We start from the raw sequence: 23,131 nt of genomic DNA, 5'->3' as shown, positions 1-23,131 counted from the left end.
ACAGCCCTACTCAACTGTGCGGAGGTGGGACGACGAAATCGAATTCTAACGAATTACCGATTTCTGTCCCACTCTCCTAACTTCGACCTGTTACAAGTCAACTAGGTCTCAGTCTCTTTTTTTATTTTTCAAGTCCATTCCTGCTGCTCCTAAGATCGCTCCTAGTAAAGCGAGTCCCAGAGCAGATTCCACTCCTGTTTCTGGAAGTTGCTTGTTAGAAGATACTGTTTCTGGACGAACCGCTTCTTCCACAGTTGCTGGAATTGGCGTTGGGGTATTTACTGGTGCTACAGGTTGAGCCTTCGCGATCACTTGAGGTGTTGAAGGATCTGGAACCACTTTATTTACAAGCACGTCTGACTTCACTGGTGCTTCTACGGAAGGGCTTGTTGGGATCACAATTTCTTTGGTACCGACTTCAACAATTTCTGCAACTGGCTCTTTAGCAACTTCTGTAGCGATCACTTTTCGACTTTGATCAAGTGCCGAAACCTCTACATACTCAAGACCTTGCCCTTTAACCCCAGCCTGGATCACTTTGCGTTCTCCTTTAGCGAGATCTGGATTGGTCCGTTCCACAAGGTCAAAATCAAGCTCTTTTTCTACGATTTCAAGACTTGGTTTGTCTTCCACTAGGGCTTTGACGTCATTTTCAGCCAAGCTACCTACTTGCGTGATTGGCTTGAGCCCCGCAAGGGCTTGAGTCAGAGCAGCCACTTCTTGATCCACCTGATCTTGATGAGCACGGCTCACATTCCAATTCAAGTTATCTAAGACTTTCGCAAGTGCTGCGCGCGATTCTGGTGTGTATATGTCTAGATCTGTTGGCACCGTAGCAACTGCTTTTCTAAGAGCAGTGAAGTCCGCCTTGAAATAGTCCTTGTTATGGTTGGCAAAAGCTTCCATGAGATCAAAGACATTTTTTTCGATGTATTCTTCACTTGGGGTATCACACCAAACAGCTACCATGCTACCGACCATCGGCAAAGATGTTTCTGGATATGTTGTACTTGGGAGTTGTCTAAATGGAGTAGCAGCTGCATTGGCAATCGCTTTTTCAATATAACCACCACCCGTTTCAGGTGTTCTTCCCAAAACATAGTACCAGTCTCCGTTAGTATTAAGGAATTTATAGCCCTTATCTGCCAAATACTGTGGAGATGCGAGATTATAGCCCCACCATCCTTTAGACCAGTATGAAATCAAGACGTCCTTGTCAAAGGCAACATCATCTTCATCTCCATAATAGAAGCCATCGTTAAAGGCCATTGGCTGCAAGCCTTTTTCACGCGCCATAGCTGCAAGACTATTGGAATACTCCGCAAATTTACCATAGAGGTCATACCACTTGAGGTAGTACCAGCCTTGCGCACTGGTAGCGTCATTGGCATATTCATCTGTTCCGTAGTTAAAGATCTTAGACTTGTCTTTGAAGTAGTCCATGTACTTGCCAATCAAGGCTTTGGTAAAGTTGACTGCTGCTTCATTGGTCAAATCCATGGTTGTTTTTGAAACCGTATCAAAGCTGGCTTGTGGATTTTCAATGCCCAATTTTTCCATGGCCACCAACAAAGCATCCATGTGTCCAGGACTATTGACTGCCGCAATCAAGCCGATTCCTTTCGCAGTCGCATAAGCATGGAGTTCATCCATTTCTGCTTGGGTCAAGGCTTGACCATTTGGATCATCGTAATAGGCCTTGGTGCCTTCTAAAATGGCCTTTTTCACATCATCACTGGCATAGGTTTTGCCATTGGCTTCCACCGTCATATCATCGAGCACGAAGCGCATACCATCGTTTCCGACAAGGAGGTGCAAGTCAGAATAACCCAGCTCACTGGCCTTGTCGACGATCCGTTTCAACTGATCCAGTGAGAAGTATTTGCGGCCCGCATCGATCGAGATGACCTTCTTCATGGCGAGTTTTTCTGCTGCTTCTTTTGCAGCAACTTCTTTCGCGTAGCTTTCCGTATACACCAAAGCATCTTGAGCTGCTTTGAGATGATCGATCAAAGTTTTGGCCTCTGCTCGAGTGGTGTTTGCTCCTGCCCCTTCTAAAGCTTTTTTAGCTACCGTAAAGGCTACTAGAGATTCCTTTGTATAGTGGTCCAAATCAGTTGGAGCTTCCGAAAGAGCTTTTTCAACGACTTCAGGATCTGCTACAAAGTAGTCCGCATTCTTGTCCGCGAAGGCATGCATGAGCTTAAAGAGAAGGTCTTTTTTGTAGGTTGCGGATGGCGTATCTGCCCAAGCAGCTACCATGCCACCGATGAAGGGTACCTTAGCTCCATCATTTTTTTGAACCACATCAATCGCTGACTTGGAAATTCCTTCGAGACCTTGATCCAGGTTGTACCAACCAGATCCAGCCTTGTCCCGTCCAAGCACATAATACCAAGCATCATTGGTATTAAGAATCTGATGACCTAGTTCAGACAAGAGTTTTGAAGATGCGACATCATAGCCGTTCCAGCCACCTGTCCAGTAGGAGACAATGATATCCTTGTCAAAAGTACCATAGGAAGTATCGCCATTGTAGTAGATTCCGTCATTAAAGGCCATTGGTTTCATCTTGTGTTTTTTCACAATAGCTGCTAGATCATTAGCATATTGTATGAATTTTTCATAGCCTTTTTCTGGATAGCCTTCACCTGGCCAATGCTTGCTGGCTTGGAGAACCTGCCAACCATGGGCATCTGTGGCATCGTTGGCATATTCATCCAAACCGATGTTAAAAATGTCTGCCTTGTCGCTGAAATAAGCCACATACTTGTCTACCAAAGCCTTAGTAAAGTCTATGGCTTTTTGGTTGTCCAAATCAACTGTCCGAGCTGATTTCTTTGTACCAAAATAATTAAAGTGAGGGTTTTCGATACCCAATTGTTCCATGGCCGTCAGAATCGCATCCATGTGACCTGGACTATTAATGGTTGGGATGACACCTACTTTCTTCGATTTGGCGTAAGCCAAAATATCATCCATTTGAGCCTGGGTCAAGGCTGTCCCGTTCGGATCATCGTAATAAGCTTTTGTCCCTTTTTCAATCGCATCCGTCACGGCTTGGCTAGAATAAGAAGTATCTCCCACTTTCAAAGACATATCATCCAACACAAAGCGCAAACCGTCATTTCCGACTAGAAGATGCAAGTCTGTATAGCCAGTTTTACTTGCTTCATCAATGATTTCCTTGATTTGGTCTGGTGAGAAGTACTTGCGACCGGCATCGATCGAAACAATCTTTTTCTTGGCTAATTTTTCTTCTTGGTCAGGATCTTTAGCAGGCGTTTCCGTCGCTGGTTGAGCTGCCACATTCGACTCTGCGACAGAGCTCGCTTCTTCGCGAATCAAACGGTCAAGATCTGATACCCGCAATTCACGATCAGGCAGTGTCGGTTGACTTTGATCGACGATTGGGGCAGGAGCCGTTGGTTTTTCTACTGTTAGCTGAGAAGCTTCCTCATTGGGGGAGAGCGTCGCCTCGCCTTCGCTTGGCTGAGTTGGAACTGTCGTTGCAGGACTTTCAGTAGTCGTCGGCGTATCGGCCGCTACAACATGAGCACCAGCAAAAAATCCTATGAGCACCGAAGCAGCTCCTACTGCATACTTTCGAATGGCATAACGTGGTTGATGTGATTTCATCAGGACCTCCTAAATTGTCTTTGTAATCGTTTTCTTAAATTTACCACGATATCTTAATAAATTCAATGAGGCTTCTCATTATTCTTTAATTAGGAGAGGAAGTTCTTGGATTCGATCCAAAATAAAACGAGCCCCTTACTCAAAAGGAAACTCGTTTTTTCTTATAAATCATCCAAGGCATCTTTGACCTTATCAAAGAACCCTTTTTTCTTTGGGTTGACCTTCAAATCACTTGCTTCCGCAAAGGCTTGAAGGGCTTCTTTTTGCTTATCATTTAATCCAGTTGGGGTGACGACATTGACAGATACATATTGATCCCCCATGGCACCACCACGTAAGCTTGGAGCCCCTTTTCCACGGAGGCGGAATTTCTTACCAGTTTGGGTTCCTTCAGGAATGACCAAATCGACATCTCCATGAACGGTTGGCACATGGACCGTATCTCCAAGAGCTGCTTGGACAAAGTTCAAGTCTAACTTGTAGTAGATGGTTGAGCCATCTCGTTCGAAGCGATCGCTCGGCTCAACATTGACAACAACATACAAGTCACCATAAGGTCCACCGTTAAAGCCAGCTTCTCCTTGACCAGCTAAGCGGATTTGTTGACCTGTTTCAACTCCTGCAGGAATCTTGACATTCACGCTATGAGCTTGTTTTTCATGACCTGTTCCACGACAAGTCGTACATGGATCCTTGATTTCTTGACCACGACCATGACAGACATCACAGGTCACTTGACGGCGCATCATCCCAAGAGGGGTTTGCGTATCCACATTGATGACTCCAGAACCATGACAGCGTCCACAGGTCACCGGACTAGTGCCTGGCTTAGCTCCAGAACCATGACAGGTATGACAGCTAGCTTCCCGATGGTACTTGACTTCTTTTTCCGCACCAAAAATCGCTTCTTCAAACTTGAGATTGACGCGGTATTGGAGGTCATCCCCTTGACGAGGAGCATTCGGATTACGGCTTGCACCACCACCAAAGAAGCTAGAGAAGATGTCTTCAAAACCACCAAAACCAGCACCATCAAAGCCACCAAAACCACCTGCTCCGCCACCGAAGCCACCATTGGCACCCGCAGCACCATATTGGTCATAAGCAGCCCGTTTTTGCTCGTCACTCAAAGTCTCATAAGCTTCTTGAACTTCCTTGTACTTTTCCTCAGCACCAGGCTCCTTGTTGATATCTGGGTGATATTTTTTAGATAATTTCCGATAGGCTTTCTTGATCTCATCCTGAGATGCATTCTTTGAAACGCCCAAACGGTCATAAAATTCAGTATTATTCATACAAGATACTAAGAGCGAACAGAAAGCGACTGAAATTTAGGAAACCGACAAGAAATCCTGATTTCTTAGGCGGTTTATCTAATTTCCAAGCTTTCCGCTCGAGTTCAATTCCCCGAACGCTCTTTGTTCCTTTCTATTGATGTTGTGAATCAAACCACGATTTAGGTCGGGTTCAGTTCCTTTCTTTTATATTGAATTAGAAACTTTGGAACCCGTGTTCAGTTACGAACACTCTTTGTTCCTTTCTATAATTTTCATGTAAATCTTTAGAGGCTGTTTTCTATACTTCGCTTCACTTGATCAAAGTCTTGGTCCGATAGAGTAAATATCAAATCCTCTTCTGAGTAGTCGTTTCGTTCTTTAAAATAGTTGTCCGTATTAGCTGCCAAGCCTAAACTTAGAATCACTTTTCTTGCAAACTCTTGATGGGCAAAACCGATAGCCGTAATGATCTGTTTATCTTGCACAACCAGTTTGGGTTGGAAATTTTCACGTGGAAGAAATTCAAAATAGTCAAAGAAGTTTTGCCAAATTCCACCTGTAAATTTCGTGTCCTTCAACAGACCTGCTTTCGCTAATAAAAGAGGCGCTGAAGAAATGGCTGCAATGAGGATATCTTGCTCACCAAGATCCCTCAAGAACGAAATCAATTTCTCATCCTGTAGGGCAGGTCCTATGTTGACCATTCCTGGCAAAATCACACAAGAATACTCTTCTATACAGATTTGATCTAGTGTTTTGGTCGGTTGACAGGGCAAGCCATCCTCAGAGACCACCATCGAATGATCTGAAGCGGCATAATCAATCGTACTATCAAAAGACAGAGCTAAAGTACTCGTTAAAGCAGTTATCTCATAAAGAGAAAAATTAGGATAAATCAAGCAAAGTACTTTTTTCATAGGCAACATCCTCTATTTTACCGAAAAACAGAGGCTGGGTTGCAACCTCTGGATTTCTTCTTATACTTACTAGTTTAAGTTTTAAAAATCAAACTAGTAATGCTGAATTGAGCACGCCCTAACCTCTTGGTGAAAAAGATAAATCTTTCTAGAAACTAAAGTTTCTGCGTCAGATTTCCTATTTTCACTGTGAGGTTTTAACGGGCTTTGCATCTTATTTTTCTGTAAACTCTCCGTCTACAACGTCATCGCCTGCGTTTCCTGCCGCTTGTGCGCCTTCTGCTCCTGCTTGGGCTTGTTGCGCTGCTGCGGCTTGTTCGTAGAGTTTAACAGCCAATGCTTGTGCTTTTTCGTTCAAGGCTTCAAGTTTTGCTTTCATTTCTTCAAGGTTACCTGATTCTTGAGCTTTCTTAAGATCATCAAGTCCTGCTTGAGCTGCGTCACGTTCTGCATCAAAGCCTTTGCCTTCAGTTTCTTTGATTGTCTTTTCAGTCGCAAAGATAGCTTGGTCTACTTCGTTACGAAGGTCAACTTCTTCTTTACGTTTCTTATCTGCTTCAGCGTTTGCTTCTGCATCTTTCATCATGCGATCGATTTCTTCGTCTGTCAAACCTGAGTTTGATTGGATAACAATTGTTTGTTCTTTTTGAGTTCCAAGATCTTTCGCCTTAACAGATACGATACCGTTCTTATCGATGTCAAATGTAACTTCGATTTGTGGGATACCACGAGGTGCAGCTGGGATATCTGTCAATTGGAAGCGTCCAAGAGTCTTGTTATCTGCTGCCATTGGGCGTTCTCCTTGAAGAACGTGGATATCAACGGCTGGTTGGTTGTCTGCTGCAGTTGAGAAGACTTGTGATTTAGATGTTGGAATTGTTGTGTTACGGTCGATGAGTTTTGTGAAGACTCCACCCATTGTTTCGATACCAAGTGACAATGGTGTTATGTCAAGAAGGACAACATCTTTGACATCACCAGTGATCACACCACCTTGGATGGCAGCACCCATAGCCACAACTTCATCAGGGTTTACTGATTTATTTGGTTCTTTACCAGTTTCAGCCTTAACTGCTTCTACAACGGCAGGGATACGAGTTGAACCACCAACAAGGATGACTTCGTCGATTTCTGACAAGCTCAAACCTGCATCTGAAAGGGCTTGGCGAACTGGAGTTTTTGTACGTTCTACAAGGTCACGAGTCAAATCGTCGAATTTAGCACGAGTCAAGGTCATTTCCAAGTGAAGAGGTCCAGCAGCTCCTGCAGTAATGAATGGCAAGCTGATTTGAGTTGAAGTGACACCAGAAAGGTCTTTCTTCGCTTTTTCAGCTGCATCTTTCAAACGTTGAAGGGCCATCTTGTCTGTTGACAAGTCGATACCATTTTCTTTCTTGAATTCTTCAACCATGTGGTCGATGATTTTTTGGTCAAAGTCGTCACCACCGAGTTTGTTATCCCCTGCAGTTGACAATACATCGAAGACACCATCACCGAGTTCGAGGATAGATACGTCGAATGTACCACCACCAAGGTCGAATACCAAGATTTTTTCTTCTTTATCAGTCTTATCCAAACCATAAGCAAGGGCTGCTGCAGTTGGTTCGTTGACAATACGTTCTACTTCAAGACCAGCGATTTTACCAGCGTCTTTAGTTGCTTGACGTTGTGCATCGTTGAAGTAAGCAGGAACTGTGATAACAGCTTTCGTTACTTTTTCACCAAGGTAATCTTCAGCATAACCTTTCAAGTATTGAAGAATCATAGCTGAAATTTCTTGTGGTGTGTATTCTTTACCGTTAGCAGAAACTTTTTCAGAAGTCCCCATCTTAGATTTGATAGAGATGATGGTATCTGGGTTTGTGACTGCTTGACGTTTTGCAGCGTCACCAACGATGATTTCACCGTTTTTGAATGACACAACAGATGGAGTTGTGCGGTTTCCTTCTGGGTTTGCGATAATTTTTGATTCAGTTCCTTCAAGAACCGCTACTGCTGAGTTTGTTGTACCTAAGTCAATACCGATAATTTTAGACATATGTTTTTCTCCTTGTTATTTTTTCTCTTTTTTTCTTTCTGATACTCTTCTTAAGTGGCGACGCCGTCAGAGCTTGACTTCGTCAATCTCTTAGACTAAACTTTGAGCCTCAGGTCTCAAAGTTTGCAAAGATACTGCCACGGCGAAGAGTATCGCCTTTGGTTCGCTTCGCTCACTATTGGCAAAGCTGAACCAATGTTAATCTTTCTTTCATAGTTTAGTGTCGTTTCGGACAAGACAGACTAGTTGAACACGCCCTAAGCTCTGGGTAAAAAAGATAGATTTCCTTGTGTTCATCGAACACTTCGTCAATCTCCTATTTTTACTGTGAGCTTTTTACGGGCTTTGTATCCTAGTTATACACCACTACCATTGCTGGGCGTAGGATGCGGTCATGGAGTTTGTAGCCTTTTTGGAAGACTTGTGCGATGGTGTCTGCTGGATGCTCGTCATCTGCAGGTAAGGTTTGGATGGCCATGTGGTAGTTATGGTCAAAGGCTCCGTCCGCTGGAATTTCTTCAATTCCTTCTTCTTTCAGAGCATGTACCAAACTTTCTTGGACCATTTCCAAGCCCTTCTTCACATCATCTGTCAATCCTTCTACGGCAAGGGCACGTTCGAGGTTGTCAAGTGATGGTAAGATCGCTTTTGCCAAATCTTGGCTACGGTACTTTTGTAATTGTTGACGTTCTTCATTGGCACGGCGCTGAATGTTTTGCATTTCTGCATGAGCACGAAGGTATTTATTTTCAAATTCTTCGGCACGCGCTTGTGCTTCTTCTAACTCAGAAGGTTGGTTACTTTCCTCTACAACTTCTTCAGTTGTTTGGGCAACTTCCTCTTCTTTCACGTCTTCTTTTTTGATATCTTCTGTCAAGGCATACACCCCTTTCATTTGATCTTAATTTACTTCATAATGGTTGCTGTTGAGGTAACGGTAGTAGTCCGTCAACTTCATAACCAGTACCCGTCCGATGACATTGACCAGGCTAATCACACGCCTGTAGTCCATCTCTACGGGACCGATCACATGCATGAGGGCCATCCCACGATAAGGAACCAGGAACTTGTGACTAATCACTGTCACATTTTTCAAGGCCTTCTCTTGAGATTCTGCAACCAGGATCTGGGTCATTTGGTCTTCTGGCATTCCCCCTCGCAACTCGAGAGCTACGTGTTGGGGATTATCTAAGAACTGATAGGTCTGAAGATCGGCGTAGGTTAAGGATGAAACCTTTCCTTCTACAAAGACCAGTTCTTGAAACAGTTGCGAGAAGACGTAATCAAAGAGATCCAGCACATTATCTGTCGTCTTGAAATAACGCTGTACAATCTGTGGAATCTCTGTCCGCAAGCGGTAGTGGATATCCAAGACTGTATTTCCAATGAAGCGTTCTTGAACCAGCTGATGGAAGATTTCCAAGTCACTGGTTAAGAAATTCTTTGGAATGGCAAACTGGACGGTGACAGGCTTTGATTCATCCAAGGTCAGAACCGCTAAGGCATCGTGGTTGGACAATGGAACAATCTCAAAACCAGTCAAGCGCTGACGTGTCGGCTCCACATCCTGAATCACTGCGGTGTAACCCGTCATCTGGGCTAGCAACTTGGCCGTAGCATCCAAGATATCATCTAACTTAAAGGCTTCGAAATCAAAGGCTTTCACCACCTGGTAGACATCTTGCTCATCAATCAACTCTAGATCAAGCGAGTTCTGAACAAAATATTGAAAACCAGCTCGGCTAGGCATGCGACCACTCGAAGTGTGGGCCTTTTCTAGTAAGCCTTGTTTTTCGAGGGCAGCCATGTCGTTTCGAATGGTCGCACTACTGGATTGAATCACATCTTGTAGCGCTTTTGAACCGACTGGTTCGTGGGTCTTGGTAAAGATATCGACAACAAGATTGAGAATCTCATTTTGACGTTCTGTAACCATGACCTCACCTCTCTTTCATTTTTTAGCACTCTAAACACTCAAGTGCTAAACCATGATTCTATTATACACCCATCCAAAAGAAAGTCAAGAGAAAAAACCAAAAAATTAGCACTCTTTTTTCAAGAGTGCTAAAAATCATTCTTAAGACCTAGAGAAGTGACTCTCCTCTTATTTGCCAGCTTTTTTCAAGAGTTGAATATATTCTTCTAATACTAGCTGATGGTTGGCCATATACTGAGCGTTTTCTACGCCAACATAACGGAAATGCCAATTCTCAAAATTCACACCCGTGATGTTGCTCTTCCCATCTGGGTAGCGAAGCACAAAGCCATATTGCGGTGCGATGGCAGCCAGCTGCAAGCCCAACTCATCACTTTGACCAGCTTCGACACTCATATCAATCGCAAGCCCTGTCTGGTGTTCACTCGCACCAGGGACCTGTACCTGGGTCTGCACCTGCTTTTCAGCTTCTTCGTGCGAAAGGCCGCTAGCCTCTAGTTGCGCAACACGTTCATTATAGAGCTCTGTTTGCTCGGCCACACTTCGATAGCCTGATATCAAGGTTTCTTCTGGGGCAATTTTTCGAGCCGCTTCTAAAAATTGACGAGTCGGTTCTACAATCCGACTATCCACTTTGATAGCATCCACATCTGTTAATTGTGGGTTCAGCTCAGGCTTCACATTGTCACGATTGACCAAGATCAACTGCCAGTCTTTTGTCGAAACGGCTGGTAAATCTGATTTTTCTTCCTTTTTCTTAGAAGAAGAGGGAGTCGTTACAGCTGTTTTTTTAGCCTTCCAAAACTGAAGCCCTGAAAACAAGCTCGGCTTCGCTAAGTAAGCACCAATTCCCGATCCAAGGACCACAAGAAGAAAGAAACTCAATAGGTAAGGCCACCACTTCTTACGTTTTTTTCGTGCGCGTCTATACTTATTCGTCATGGCCACCCTCTAGAAGTTTTGCTCCAACCTTACGATAGGACATATCCCCAATCTTTTCAATACGAAAGGCACCATCCTCATAGGCCAAAACCGTCACGCTTCCGTTGTCCAAGACCAATTCTTCGACAGCTTTCGGATCGATGAGATAAATCAAGGTCGTAATCGTCATGCCGTGGCTGACAACAATCGCATTCCCACCGCCAGTTGCTTCCACCTCTTTTGCGATGGCTTCAAACCCTTCTTTGATCCGACCACTCAAGGCACCCCAAGATTCAGCCCAACCAGTGGTGTCGACTTCAACGATCCCTTCGGCCAACTCCATCAAGCTCAACTGATGAAAATCCTCGACCTTAAAAACACGGGGTAAAACCCCCATAAAGAGCTCGCCATCATAGGCACCGTCGAAGCTACCAAAACACCACTCGCGGATCCGTTTATCATAGCGATAAGGAATCTGACCTGTCAAACCAAGCTCTTGAAGAACAATTCCCATGGTTTGAATGGTGCGACCAGAATCACTCGAAACAGCCTCTTTAAAAGAAAGACCTGCTTCCTTAAGGCCAAGCCCTAATTCTCTAATCCCACGCTCTCCTGCTTCTGTCAGCGGAGTGTCTGACCAGCCCTGTGCTCGCCCAATGGTATTAAACATGGTTTTTCCATGACGAGCAATATATAATCTGGTTTTTGTCATTGTATTACCTCCGTATGTATCTCTTTCATTATATCATTTTTTGTAAAAAGAAAGTAGGAAAGCTCTTACAAGTTTTGAGAGAAAGAAAAGGCTATGACCAAAAGGTCAGCCTTTTACGACGGACTAGGATTCTTGCAAGCTTTCACCGACTTCACGGTAACTGCTATCTCCAAACACCTTAACCGTCAATGCGCCATCTTCATATTCTACAAGGGTAACACTACCATTTGAAAGAGGCAGATTGAGATTTGGTTTTCCTTCAATTAGGCAGACCAAGGTCTGAATGGTCCAACTATGGCTGACCACCAAGGCATTGCCTCCTCCATTTTCTTCTACTTCTTTGGCAATAGCTTCAAAACCTTCTAAGATTCGGCCTTTCAAAACCTCCCAAGGTTCAGCCCAATTCGCTGTATCCACTTGGCAGATGCCATTGGCCAAGTCTTCCAAGGTCAAGGTCTTATAATCTTCTACATCCAGCACACGCGGCACGACACCGTGAAAGAGCTCACCACCGTAGGCTCCATCAAAGCTTCCGAAACACCACTCGCGAATCCGCTTGTCAAAGCGATAAGGAATTTTTTCTTTTAAACCCAATTGATCAAGTATGATCCCCATGGTCTGAATGGCACGACCTGAATCACTGGAATAGGCTCGGGTAAAGTCCAAACCAGACTCACGCAAGCCGATCCCTAGAGCCTCAATGCCTTTTTCTCCTTCTGCTGTCAAGGGTGTATCAGACCAGCCTTGAGCACGGCCAATGGTATTAAACATGGTTTTCCCATGACGAATCACAAATAATCTTGTTTTAGCCATCTTGTCTCCTTTTGCAAGAAAAAAGTCTGGAGTTTCATCATCACAGACTTTTCTATTTTCTACTATTATACTAGATTTCTCTTAGTTTTTAAAGCTATGAACCGGAGCTGGAATTTGACCACCACGGGCAATGAAATCAGCTGACGAAGCCTTGTTGACCTTCATTACCGGAGCAGACCCAAGAAGTCCTCCGAGCTCTAACATATCGCCTTCTTTTCCATAAGGAATGATCCGAACGGCTGTCGTCTTTTGGTTGATCACTCCGATAGCTGCTTCGTCGGCAATCATAGCCGCAATCGTCGTAGCTGGAGTATCAGCTGGGATGGCAATCATATCCAGACCGACAGAACAGATAGCCGTCATGGCTTCCAATTTTTCCAGATTGATATGACCTGACTGGACTGCCGCAATCATCCCCTCATCTTCTGAGACCGGGATGAAGGCACCTGACAAACCACCGACTTGGTTACAAGCCATGATACCACCTTTTTTTACTTGGTCATTGAGCAGAGCTAGCGCTGCTGTAGTTCCATGGGTTCCGACTACTTCAAGCCCCATGGCTTCAAGGACACGGGCAACCGAATCCCCAACAGCTGGTGTTGGCGCGAGAGACAAGTCTACAATTCCAAACTCCACACCGAGACGTTCACTAGCCATTTGACCCACTAATTGTCCGACACGGGTAATCTTGAAGGCTGTCTTCTTAACTGTTTCAGCCAATACATCAAAGCTTGCTCCGGGAACTTTTTCGATGGCCCGTTGGACGACACCAGGTCCTGAAACCCCAACGTTGATGACGACATCTGCTTCACCGACACCATGGAAGGCTCCTGCCATAAAGGGATTATCTTCTACTGCATTGGCAAAAACCACGAGCTTACCTGGCCCCATTGGATCTGCTTGGGATGCTTCTTTAATGATACGGCCCATATCTCGGACAGCGGTCATATTGATCCCTGTCTTGGTCGATCCGATATTGACTGAAGAGCAGACAAAATCTGTCTCCGCAAGGGCACGAGGAATGGAATTGATGAGGATTTCATCCCCTTTTTGGTAGCCTTTTTGAACCAGAGCTGAGAAGCCACCGATAAAGTTGACCCCAACTTCTTTGGCCGCACGATCCAGTGCCTTGGCAAAGGGCACATAGTCTGTCGCATTGGTTGCTGCACCGATAATAGAAATTGGAGTGACCGAAACCCGCTTATTGACAATAGGAATACCAAGTTCTGCCGCAATCTCATCCCCAACAGCCACCAAATCTTTGGCCTTTGTCACAATCTTATTGTAGACTTTTTCTGCCGCCTTATCGATATCTGGATCAATACAATCTAGAAGCGAAATCCCCATGGTGATGGTCCGAACATCAAAGTTCTGCTCCTCAATCATGGCAATGGTTTCTGTTACCTGTCTAATGTCCATAAATTCTCAACCCCTATCTTACAAATTGTGCATGGCATCAAAAATCGCTGCGCTCTGGATATTGATTTTTACGTGAAGAGACTGACCGAATTCTTCTAACTCTGAACGAAGCTGCGTGAAATCCTTTTTCTCATCCGATGATACGACCGCCATCATGGTAAAGTATTCATCCAATACAGTTTGAGAGATATCGTCGATATTGAGTCCCAATTCTGCCACTTTCGTTGCGACACCGGCTACGATTCCTTTTTGGTCTTTTCCAACGACTGTAATAATTGCTTTCATTTCACTGCTCCATTCTTTCTATTTGCTTCCATTGTAGCACATTCCCCTTAAAATCGCCCTTCTCAACTGGGAACGTTCGGATATTTTCCGCGTATCTAAAAAAAGGCTGGATCTAGATCCAACCTCTGTATCAACTATTCAGTTCAATCCTTTAGGATCTCTTCCTTTACACACACGGTACTCTCATACTCAGCTCCAGCTAAACGATCAAACGGAAAGCGACGATTGAGCAAAACGATGGCAAGAGTCAGAATCAAATACAATAAAAGTGCAAAGAAGAGCAATAAGATCATGGATAGGGTCAAGAGGGAATTATCCGTCAAATCGCTGTTCAAGAGCGAAATCAAATAGAACAATCCCTGAGGAATCAGATAGAAATAGCTGACTACTAAGATCCCCCACCAGATGGTGCGAAGCCATTTTTGCTTTTCAAAATGCAGGCGGAATTTCAGCAAAGCCATTCCCAAGGTTTTGCCCCGCCACAAAGGAAGCAAGCTAAAGTAAACCGCTAGAACCGCCACATAAGGAATCGTCCCTAAACGCCCAATCAATGCGTAGAAAATAGATAGTATCACAAAGTCGATTATGAAAGCAAGACCCATCCGAAGACCCGATACTCTCGTCCCCTCTCGGAAAGAATGCTCGTCGATTTCATCTCGTGTTGGCAGTAACCAAACTAGAAACCAACCGAACAGGTAGCCCACTCCACCACCAGTGGTATTTTGAATGATATCATCAACATCTGCTAGGCGGTAAGGACCCGGATACCTAAAGTAGAGACCTGATAATTGGGTCAGCTCCAAAAAGAGACTAAAGAGGGCCGTCAGGAAAATCGTCTTCTTAAAACCACACTTGAAATAATAGCGTAGATACATCCCAAAAGGAATCAACATCAGGACATTAAAGGCGGGCACGTAAAAAGTTGGATGCTTGATGGCCTGAAGCCAAGTGCTTGCCTGCGCTAGATCAAAGGGGCTCTCCTTGAAAAAATCCACCACAAAAGCAAAGGGATAAAGATTGATCATTTCCGAGTAGCTAGTATGGATCTTACTCGGATCCGGCAGGGGCAAGATCACCAGCAGATAGACCGTCATCAAGTAAAGCATAAAAGAATAGAAAATCAGCACCCGCAATTTATTGACCGAACCATATTTTCGATAATTCAAAATCATGTAGGGCAAGGTCAGCAAAAATGCCAGGAAAGGAAAGAGCTGAACAGCCGTTTTAATAGTAGAGATATACCCCATTGTGTCTCCTTTTTTTCGTTATAAAATCACCCTTTGCACAATGACAAAAGGTGATTTCTTCATTGATATAGAATATTATACGGCCTGGTAGAGGAAGAGTCAAGGAAGTACGATGAAAACCTTACTGAGGAGCCGTCTTAATAGTTAGCTTCTCCCCTTCAAGATATTACTTCCGATAAAGACCAATAGATAACTCACAATCCCTGAAAGATGTAATAGCGTTGAGATCCATCCGGTGATTACTGGTAAGAGCATGAGGCCAGATAGAAAAATTAAGAATAGATAAAACAGTTTTACGGTGCGTGAGAACTCTTTCCACACGTTTGGCAGGATCATAGCCCCTCCGGTCACAAAGGCGTATCCTACAGCAGAGATCCCTGTTGCCTGAATGTCCTGCTCCTGGGTTAAAAAGTGAAAAACGATGGAAGAGAGGACTGTCGCCGTCACAAAAACGATCAAGACTTGTCTAGAGCCTATTTTTCTTTCTAGCAGTCCTCCGAAGGGAAGGAGCATGAGTCCATTTAACAACAAATGGACCCATAAAAACCAGATAGGGGCTCCTTTACTACCGTGCATCAGGGTCCCACTAACATATTGCCAACCATACACCGGCTTTGAATGAAAAGCCAATAGGTCATACATAGCATCCCCATAAAAGGAAGTCAATAGACCGAGCGATAAACAGATTAGAGCTAAAGTACTGATAACAGGGTAGGTTGTAAGGATTCTTTTCATATTTATCTTCTCTTTTTCAAAAAACAGCGTTACGATGTCTCCATTCACGACCATTATACCATTTATTTCATTGGAGACAGAAAAGTTTTTGCTTCTTTCGTTTCAAATCTTTGCTGGAAAAACGAAATATCGTGACTTATTAGTCGCTCGCTATTTGCCATCAGATCAAACGTCGATCCTGCTTTCAGAATACCGTAGCAAAAATTTGACTTTCCATTTTAAAAAGAATATACTTATTCTAATCTGAGACAAATATTTTTTATTTTTTTAAATCAACAGTATTGCATTCAGAGAAAAAACTACTAACTTCATGGAGGTGACGCTATGTCATTAGAAGAAAAATTGAACCAAGCAAAAGGTTCTGTTAAAGAAGGCCTTGGTAAATTAACCGGTGATACAAAAACAGAAGCTGAAGGCACTGCTGAAAAAGTTGCTTCAAAAGCAAAAGAAGTTGCTGAAGATGCAAAAGAAGCTGTTGAAGGAGCTATCAAGGGCGTTAAAAATATCTTTCATAAAGACGACAAATAGTCTTTAACATCCTAGACCCACTCTATTTTCTACAGTCATGTTTGACTGTGAAAGATAGGGTGGGTTTTTGTTTATCTTTCATTTAGTTTGGGTGTAGAAAAAACACCCCGAAGGGTGCTCATTGTAATGATTAGCATTCTTTTAAAAGAACGTTTACTAAAGCTACTTTACAAACTTTTTAGAATTTTGTGTTTAGCTCTATCTTGGAATGAGATTTATTTTGATTGATTCATTCCTTTCAACATCGTCACCTACATTTGCGACACGATTCATAGAAACCCCTGTTATTTAAAGTAACGTTTTGTTTTTCCTAATTGTGCAATATTGATATAGAGATGGATGACAGAAGTTATAAGGGCAGCAACTAACTGTACTTCTCCAAGAATAATGGATAGGGCAAACAAGATGATATAGACAGATGGTAAGATTAGCTGATTGAGTTTGAACAAGATTAAATAAGCCTCTACCATTTCCGCTTGTTTCTCTCCCTCGTCATAGGTTTCTAGATAATCTAATACCTCTTTTGGTGTGGCTAAAATAGAGAGTTGGTAATTACGAATTTTGCTCGTTGTTTTGATGCAGAAACTTCCAACAAGAATGGTTAATACTGCTAAGAGAAAAGCTGATATCGGTAAATCGTGGCTAGGCAACACTGTAAGCAAGCTAAAAAGCATACTAACTTGCAAAACATTGTAAGCAACTGTCCCATAATCTAGAGAGCGATACATCTTAATATAAGCTAGCTCGTTTAATTCATCATCTTCTTCTGCTAGGTAGCTAGCATAAACTTTCCTACTATTCATGATAAAATAGAGAGCTACTATTGTCGATAGTATTCCCAGATAGAAAAAGATGGTCGTCAAAATAAACTGTACTTGCTCTTGAGAAATGTTTAAATGAAGATTCGTAAAGGTAGCACCAAACATTCCGATTAAACCACCCAACAATAAACTTCCTAACAATAGTAATAAATGTTTCTTTTTCATTTTCTATCTTCTTTCTAAAATAAACCTAGCAGTCCTTGAACCAGAGCATGCCCAAATCCAAAAGTAGCCGTTAAAACTTGATCACCAAAACTATTCAGGAGAATGGAAACTAGATAGAAAAATAGAATCTTGTACCCTGATTTTTTGATGACTACTTCAAGAGATTCATTTCCCATCCAGCCAGCTAAAAAAGCATAACTTATCACTGTGAGAAGACTAATTTCTATCGAAGATAGAAAAAGCAAAACGGCTAATGCACGAATCATCAGAGGGTCTACATTGAAATAACGGGCGATACCGGCACAAACCCCTGCAATTTCTTTATGTTCGGTATCTACTTGAAAATCTGCCAAAAACTCTTTCATAATCTTACTCCTTTTATACTCTTTCTTTTACTTTCTTTTCTATCCGCTCAAATACTAAACTAAAAATCAAGCCACTCCAGAAAAAATAATTACTGTCTAAAATGTGAAACCATCCCATCAAGGTCCCGATCATCATCGAAACATTTGCTATAAAGGCAATGATACAAAGATAATAAATTACTCTATATTTGTTCATGATTCTTCCTCCTCTAAGCGAAATACCGACTCTACTGGCTCATGAAATATCTGAGAGATTTTCAAGGCGATAATAATAGAGGGGGTATACTCATCACGCTCTAGCAAACTAATGGTCTGCCTAGATATACCTGCTAGCTTTGCAAGCTCGGTTTGGTTTAAACCATCACGAGCGCGAAGCTCTTTTAAACGATTTTTTAGCTTCATATTTACCATTGTCATCAAACTCAGCCACTTCGCTTAGATATCCCCAAAATGGTAGAATCTGATTTTTCCTCCTTTGTTATTATATAAGATATTATTACCGATATCCTCATAGTTTCTCCGTTCAAAGTCTTATTTCTTTAACTTGATTACATTGTAACATATCTTTTTATTTTTGACAATTATAATAGTCAAAAATATCATTATTTTTGTCATTTTGTAAATGATTTAGGTCAAAACTCTTATCCTGAATAAGAATTGATTTGATATTTTTCTAAATAGAGATGAAATGGATACTTGAAATCAAAAAAATAACGGGGTCAACTTTGTATTTTTGAAACAAAAAAAGACATCCAAGAGAATACTCTTGAATGTCTGTAAACGTTGATAGTATCGTGTTGATTAACGTTTTGAGGCAATTGACTTCGTCGAATGGCAGCCGTAATTGTAAGCGGCTAAAGCCACAACAACTACGTCAACTACCACAATTTAGTATGAAAATACAAAAAGAACACCTCGAAAGGTGCTCTTTGTAAGTATTGTAATTCTTTCGAATTAACGTTTACTAAATTGTGAAGCTTTACGAGCTTTCTTAAGACCTGGTTTGGAAAGTATGGATTTCAGTTGGACTAAAAACAGCGTAATATCAAGGATTTTCTGAACGAAATCTACTTATTCATTTCATAAAATTTGAATCAATATTGTTTTAATAGGGGAATAGTTTAGGTCTGTGAGCATTAAAATAATACACCTAACTTTGATCACCATTTTTTAGTTATTCACTCTTTTTTCAGATAGTGTTTTTAAAGTTATGATGTAAAATGCCGCAATTAAAACACTATACATCATAATCGGAGGATAGAGAATTAAGGATAGAATCAATCCCACTCCTTTAATTATTTGGTCAGGTATCAATAACTTTCTATATTGTGCGTTAGCTTCAAGTAATTCTTTCTGATCTATATTGGGTTTATCAATTACTTTATGTAAAAACCAGTTTGCTACCGTTGAAACAATAACGATCAGTCCATAAAAGAGCTGTGCCGTATGATTCATGAAATGACTACTAACTATTCCAGTAGCATAGGACATAAATGAAACAAAAAATAAAAGATACAAATCCTTTCAAATTCCTCCCTTTTCAACTTGGCTAACTTGACCTGCATTACCTAGGTCGCTTTGCTTTAAATTATACTTTTTTCTTAAACATTTGCTACGAGCAGGTCTTTCTTGTGAGTAATTTTCATCAAAAAATTTCATAGATAAGTCCTATATATAATCATGGAAAAGTAGTAAAAATAGTTGTTATCCTAGTTGATTAAAAAAATCTCTGATTTCCTCATCTTTTATAAAATAATATATAATTTTCCCCTCTCTTCTAGTATCCAAGATGTTTTGATTGGCTAGTTTACGAAGATGGTGAGAGGCAGATGCCATACTGAGATTTAGTAAACAGGCTATATCACAGACACAGAGTTCTTCAACAGCAAGGAGATAAAAGATGATATTTATCTGTTTATTATCGGTAAACTTTGATAAAATACGAAGTGATTTTTGGACTTTTTCCTTTTCAAGGTAGTTCGTTGCGGTTATAACATTTTGTTGATTTATAACATCCACTTGACAGATACTATCTTTTTTCATAATTTTTTCTCCTAGCCGAACACAGCCCTCAGCATGTCAAAGCTGTTGTTTTCAATCAGGATATACATCCCCAATCCTAAATAGACAACGGCAATAAACCATCTGCTATATTTTTCCAAAGTTTCTCCAACAGAAGGGACTTGTGCCAATTTTTGGGCAGAAAAAACCAAGAGATAAATCATGACTAGAAAAGTAAGTAAAGTCACTATCAAATTCGCTAAATTTAAGGTGGTAAAATATGGGACAAAGACACCAATATTGTCAGCGCCACAACTTGCAAAAGTAATCATAGCGACTAGAAAAATCAAGTTTTTATTGTCTTTTCGCAAACCATCTTTTGCAATAGCTTCTCCATCAGAATCTCCTAAAAGCAAAACTTTGAGGCCTAGGAAAATTGGAATCAAACCGAGTAAACCTAAAATCTCTTTACTAGGAATATAATTTAAGACAAATGCAAAAAGTAAACTTAGCAATATTAGACTAACAGAGCCTAGAAATTGTCCTAAATAGATGTTAATGATGTCTTTTCTGCTTTTTCTTTTGGCAAAAAATAACATTAGGATAATAAGTAAGTCTACGGCTGTCCCAGAATACAGGATTATTGAAGTAACAACATTTTGAACCATAAAGCACCTCATTCAAATATATTTTTGAATGTATTTTAACATTAAACTTTGTAGATGTCAACTTAAAATCCACCAATTAATAATTGCATGTCAATATTTGTATTGTGAAACTAGTTTCAGAAATATATAGTCTTAAAGTATGTCCACTGCCAATGGTTTTTTCAATATTTAAAAGGAGAGAACCAATTTGGTCCTCTCCAGGGTATAATTTTCCATCAACCCACTACAGTTGACAAAGAGCCGTTATTCTCAAATGAGACAACTCCTTTTAGTTTTTATAACCTCAGCTTCTCGGTCTCTTACCTACTTTTAATAGAAAGACTACGAAGGACGATTCTTAAAGTAGTCAGATTGTGCAATATCGAAAGATTAGATGGGCTTAACCAATTTAACAACCCAAATCCAATTAAACTTCCATTTATTACAACTGTTTCTTGAATATTTCTTTGAATTAATTTCTGCAACGATTCAGATAAAGAATTCAATTCCTCGAAGAAATCTAAACGATTATCTAATAATAAAATATCACTCATCTGCTTAGAAATATCAGCACTTTCATTCATCACAACCCCAATATCTGCAAGCGTCAAGGCAGCAGAGTCGTTTAACCCGTCTCCAACCATCAAAATAGTTCGGCCAGCTTTCTGTAATTCCTGAACCAACTGAAACTTACCATCTGGTTTTAAATCAGTATAAACGTTGTCAAATGGCAGATCTTTAACCAACTCTTCTGTTCTAGCCAACGTATCACCAGTTGCCAGAATCAGTTTTTTCCCTTGGCGCTTTAGCTTTTTCAATGCAACTTTCGCCTCGCTTCTCAAGGGAGTGTGGATACAAAACATCCCAATTAATTCTTTCTTATAAGCCAAAAACAATAAATTGTAATGAGTCTTATATTGCTTAATCAAGGCCAGCTGCTCAGAACTAATTCTTACCTGTTCGTCTTGCATTAGTACATAATTTCCAATGACAACCGATTGACCATCAATTTGCGATTTAATCCCTTTGCTTGCAACATACTGAAGCTTGCCATGCATTTCTTCGTGTTCAATGCCTTCAATTTCAGCTTGTTTAACAATTGCATTGGCAATAGGATGATAGATATGTTCCTCCAAACATGCACTTATTCTTAAAATATCTTTCTCAGTATAATCTCCGAAAGGAAGAACCTTTTCAACCAAAGGATAACTCGTCGTGATGGTACCCGTTTTATCAAACAAGAAAGTATCCACTTCCAGATATTTTTCTAATACATCACCATCTTTAATAACCATTTCTCGATTTAGACCTTCCTTTATGGCCGTAAGGTAGGCTACAGGTGTGGATATTTTTAGAGCACATGAAAAATCCACCAATAAAAAGGAAATGGCTTTTGAAAACGAACCTGTTAACAGATAAGTCAAACCAGCACCTAAGAAGTTATATTTTACAACCTTGTCTGCCATCCTAATAAAATGACGTTGTTTTGTCTTCTTACTCTCTTCAGATTTTTTCATCAGATTGATGAGTTGCAAAATACGACTGTTTATCTGATTATCAGTCACACGAATTCTTAACTCTCCTGTTTCCAAAACAGTATTCGCACATACAGAATCTCCCTCTTTCTTTTCAACAGGGAAGCTCTCTCCAGTCAAGGAACTCTCATTGACCATGCCTAATCCTGAAACCACTTGGCCGTCAAACAAGATTTCATTCCCTTGGGAGACAACTAATACATCACCTACTTGAACATCAGAACTCTTGATGCTGATGACCATGTCTCCCCGCACTAAGAAAACATCACTTTCTTTAGCAAGAAGGCTTTGTTCCAAATCTGTTGCTGTTTTTTTTAAAGACCACTGATCCAGATGATTACCCAAATCAAGCATAAACATGATGTTGCTAGCTGTCTTGGATTGGTTCATAAACAAGGACAACAAAATGGCCGAACAGTCCAAGACCTCCATGGTTAGTTCCTTGCGCGCTAAAGTTTGATAGGCTTCTTTGACATAACCCAAAGCCTGATAACAAGTCCAAATATAACGAATAGGGTAGGGTACAAAACTTCGAAACAGCAAACGCTTAATCGCTGCACCCGATACAATTGAATAAGCACTCTCTTCTCTACGAATGGGAAGAGTCATCAAGTCCGAAACTTTCCCCTTGTCAATTTTTTTTAAAAAGGCCTCTGCATTTTCTAATACAGAGAAGCCTTCTTTCATACGTAGAGTAAAGTGCTGCTGATCCATATAAAACTGAATAGAGTCGATCCCTTTTTCATCTTTAGCCAAGGAACGAAGATAATCTTGAATATCCAAGGTCAGTGAAAACGAGGACGATAATCGGATATGTTGATATCCTCTGTGTAGCACTTTAAAAGACATATTATTCACCTGTCAGGCTATCTAATTGTTCTTCTTTCTTTTCCTGTTCGTATAAATATTTAGCGTCTTGTAAAACATCATCACCGTGTTGTTTTACAACAGAAACAGATGCATCCAGTCCATCTTTCAATTTGTAAGCTTTAGCCAAGGCCTTAGAATAGCCTTTCTTAGCTTCTTTACTTGCTAAGACTTTCAAGCCAAGCGTCCCAAATGCTACCCCTCCTAAGAAGAGAGATGATTTTTTCGCAACTTTTGCGACGTTTAATACTTCTTTTAACATG

The 23,131-nt window shown here is 41.2% G+C and carries 24 protein-coding genes; 1 reads left to right on the top strand and 23 read right to left on the bottom strand.

Annotation, left to right across the window (positions count from 1 at the left end; translation table 11 throughout):
- Window positions 1-108: 108 nt before the first annotated feature.
- The 13 genes from H7T92_RS09640 to H7T92_RS09580 all read right to left on the bottom strand — a co-directional run bounded on the left by H7T92_RS09640 (window position 109) and on the right by H7T92_RS09580 (window position 15,939).
- Complete coding sequence (locus tag H7T92_RS09640; protein WP_201037657.1) at window positions 109-3,639, bottom strand: family 20 glycosylhydrolase; 3,531 nt, start codon at window positions 3,637-3,639, stop codon at window positions 109-111.
- Window positions 3,640-3,800: 161 nt separating this feature from the next.
- Entirely contained in the window at window positions 3,801-4,934 is a 1,134-nt protein-coding gene (gene dnaJ / locus H7T92_RS09635) for a molecular chaperone DnaJ (protein WP_003004734.1), read from the bottom strand.
- 266 nt (window positions 4,935-5,200) lie between these two features.
- Window positions 5,201-5,833: a DJ-1/PfpI family protein gene (locus H7T92_RS09630; protein ID WP_201037656.1), complete on the bottom strand. Its 633-nt coding sequence runs from the start codon at window positions 5,831-5,833 to the stop codon at window positions 5,201-5,203.
- Between the two features lie 214 nt (window positions 5,834-6,047).
- Window positions 6,048-7,871, bottom strand: a complete 1,824-nt coding sequence (dnaK, locus tag H7T92_RS09625; protein WP_201037655.1) for a molecular chaperone DnaK — start codon at window positions 7,869-7,871, stop codon at window positions 6,048-6,050.
- A 352-nt stretch (window positions 7,872-8,223) separates the two neighbouring features.
- Window positions 8,224-8,748 carry a nucleotide exchange factor GrpE gene (grpE, locus tag H7T92_RS09620; protein WP_301355021.1) on the bottom strand — a complete coding sequence of 175 codons (525 nt, stop codon included), beginning with the start codon at window positions 8,746-8,748 and terminating at the stop codon, window positions 8,224-8,226.
- A 24-nt stretch (window positions 8,749-8,772) separates the two neighbouring features.
- The gene (gene hrcA / locus H7T92_RS09615) at window positions 8,773-9,807 is read right to left on the bottom strand and encodes a heat-inducible transcriptional repressor HrcA (RefSeq protein WP_003004578.1); all 1,035 of its coding nucleotides are present in this window, start codon (window positions 9,805-9,807) and stop codon (window positions 8,773-8,775) included.
- A gap of 168 nt (window positions 9,808-9,975) precedes the next feature.
- Complete coding sequence (locus H7T92_RS09610; protein WP_049475118.1) at window positions 9,976-10,749, bottom strand: M15 family metallopeptidase; 774 nt, start codon at window positions 10,747-10,749, stop codon at window positions 9,976-9,978.
- Window positions 10,739-11,440, bottom strand: coding sequence for a histidine phosphatase family protein (locus H7T92_RS09605; protein WP_201037654.1), 702 nt, complete (start codon window positions 11,438-11,440; stop codon window positions 10,739-10,741). Before H7T92_RS09605 ends, H7T92_RS09610 begins: the two co-directional genes overlap by 11 nt.
- A 123-nt stretch (window positions 11,441-11,563) precedes the next feature.
- Entirely contained in the window at window positions 11,564-12,253 is a 690-nt protein-coding gene (locus tag H7T92_RS09600) for a histidine phosphatase family protein (RefSeq protein ID WP_201037653.1), read from the bottom strand.
- A gap of 81 nt (window positions 12,254-12,334) precedes the next feature.
- A complete protein-coding gene (locus tag H7T92_RS09595; RefSeq protein ID WP_201037652.1) occupies window positions 12,335-13,672 on the bottom strand; it encodes a PFL family protein in 1,338 nt (445 codons plus the stop codon).
- A gap of 18 nt (window positions 13,673-13,690) precedes the next feature.
- Window positions 13,691-13,957 (bottom strand): ACT domain-containing protein, encoded by a 267-nt coding sequence (locus tag H7T92_RS09590; protein ID WP_003004214.1) that lies wholly within the window; start codon window positions 13,955-13,957, stop codon window positions 13,691-13,693.
- A gap of 143 nt (window positions 13,958-14,100) precedes the next feature.
- Window positions 14,101-15,204 carry a VanZ family protein gene (locus H7T92_RS09585; protein ID WP_201037651.1) on the bottom strand — a complete coding sequence of 368 codons (1,104 nt, stop codon included), beginning with the start codon at window positions 15,202-15,204 and terminating at the stop codon, window positions 14,101-14,103.
- 144 nt (window positions 15,205-15,348) lie between these two features.
- Complete coding sequence (locus tag H7T92_RS09580; protein WP_257738302.1) at window positions 15,349-15,939, bottom strand: rhomboid family intramembrane serine protease; 591 nt, start codon at window positions 15,937-15,939, stop codon at window positions 15,349-15,351.
- A gap of 324 nt (window positions 15,940-16,263) precedes the next feature.
- Between H7T92_RS09580 and H7T92_RS09575 the strand changes: the two genes are divergently transcribed.
- Window positions 16,264-16,467, top strand: a complete 204-nt coding sequence (locus H7T92_RS09575) for a CsbD family protein (protein ID WP_049471982.1) — start codon at window positions 16,264-16,266, stop codon at window positions 16,465-16,467.
- Between the two features lie 284 nt (window positions 16,468-16,751).
- Here the strand turns inward: H7T92_RS09575 and H7T92_RS09570 are convergent, their stop codons facing one another.
- The 10 genes from H7T92_RS09570 to H7T92_RS09530 form a co-directional block, all read right to left on the bottom strand.
- A complete protein-coding gene (locus H7T92_RS09570) occupies window positions 16,752-17,453 on the bottom strand; it encodes a DUF3169 family protein (protein ID WP_201037649.1) in 702 nt (233 codons plus the stop codon).
- Window positions 17,454-17,467: 14 nt separating this feature from the next.
- Window positions 17,468-17,818, bottom strand: coding sequence for a PspC domain-containing protein (locus tag H7T92_RS09565; protein WP_049523591.1), 351 nt, complete (start codon window positions 17,816-17,818; stop codon window positions 17,468-17,470).
- A gap of 13 nt (window positions 17,819-17,831) precedes the next feature.
- Window positions 17,832-18,014, bottom strand: a complete 183-nt coding sequence (locus tag H7T92_RS09560; protein WP_049499707.1) for a hypothetical protein — start codon at window positions 18,012-18,014, stop codon at window positions 17,832-17,834.
- Window positions 18,011-18,220, bottom strand: a complete 210-nt coding sequence (locus tag H7T92_RS09555) for a helix-turn-helix transcriptional regulator (RefSeq protein WP_031576108.1) — start codon at window positions 18,218-18,220, stop codon at window positions 18,011-18,013. The genes H7T92_RS09560 and H7T92_RS09555 overlap by 4 nt, the downstream gene beginning before the upstream one ends.
- Window positions 18,221-18,988: 768 nt before the next feature.
- On the bottom strand, window positions 18,989-19,273 hold the full coding sequence (locus H7T92_RS09550) for a hypothetical protein (RefSeq protein ID WP_229041728.1): 285 nt from the start codon (window positions 19,271-19,273) through the stop codon (window positions 18,989-18,991).
- Window positions 19,274-19,342: 69 nt separating this feature from the next.
- The gene (locus H7T92_RS10490; RefSeq protein ID WP_003004655.1) at window positions 19,343-19,477 is read right to left on the bottom strand and encodes a hypothetical protein; all 135 of its coding nucleotides are present in this window, start codon (window positions 19,475-19,477) and stop codon (window positions 19,343-19,345) included.
- A gap of 45 nt (window positions 19,478-19,522) precedes the next feature.
- Entirely contained in the window at window positions 19,523-19,861 is a 339-nt protein-coding gene (cadX, locus tag H7T92_RS09545; protein WP_003004755.1) for a Cd(II)/Zn(II)-sensing metalloregulatory transcriptional regulator CadX, read from the bottom strand.
- Between the two features lie 11 nt (window positions 19,862-19,872).
- Complete coding sequence (locus tag H7T92_RS09540) at window positions 19,873-20,487, bottom strand: CadD family cadmium resistance transporter (protein WP_083327647.1); 615 nt, start codon at window positions 20,485-20,487, stop codon at window positions 19,873-19,875.
- Between the two features lie 299 nt (window positions 20,488-20,786).
- Complete coding sequence (locus H7T92_RS09535; protein ID WP_201037648.1) at window positions 20,787-22,850, bottom strand: heavy metal translocating P-type ATPase; 2,064 nt, start codon at window positions 22,848-22,850, stop codon at window positions 20,787-20,789.
- 1 nt (window position 22,851) lies between these two features.
- Window positions 22,852-23,130: a DUF6110 family protein gene (locus tag H7T92_RS09530; RefSeq protein WP_002893755.1), complete on the bottom strand. Its 279-nt coding sequence runs from the start codon at window positions 23,128-23,130 to the stop codon at window positions 22,852-22,854.
- Between the last annotated feature and the right edge of the window lies 1 nt (window position 23,131).

This window comes from Streptococcus parasanguinis (genome assembly GCF_016648855.1).
GTDB lineage: Bacteria > Bacillota > Bacilli > Lactobacillales > Streptococcaceae > Streptococcus > Streptococcus parasanguinis_L.
The sequence above is the reverse complement of the archived record's forward strand: the minus strand, read 5'-3'. Positions and strand labels throughout refer to the sequence as shown.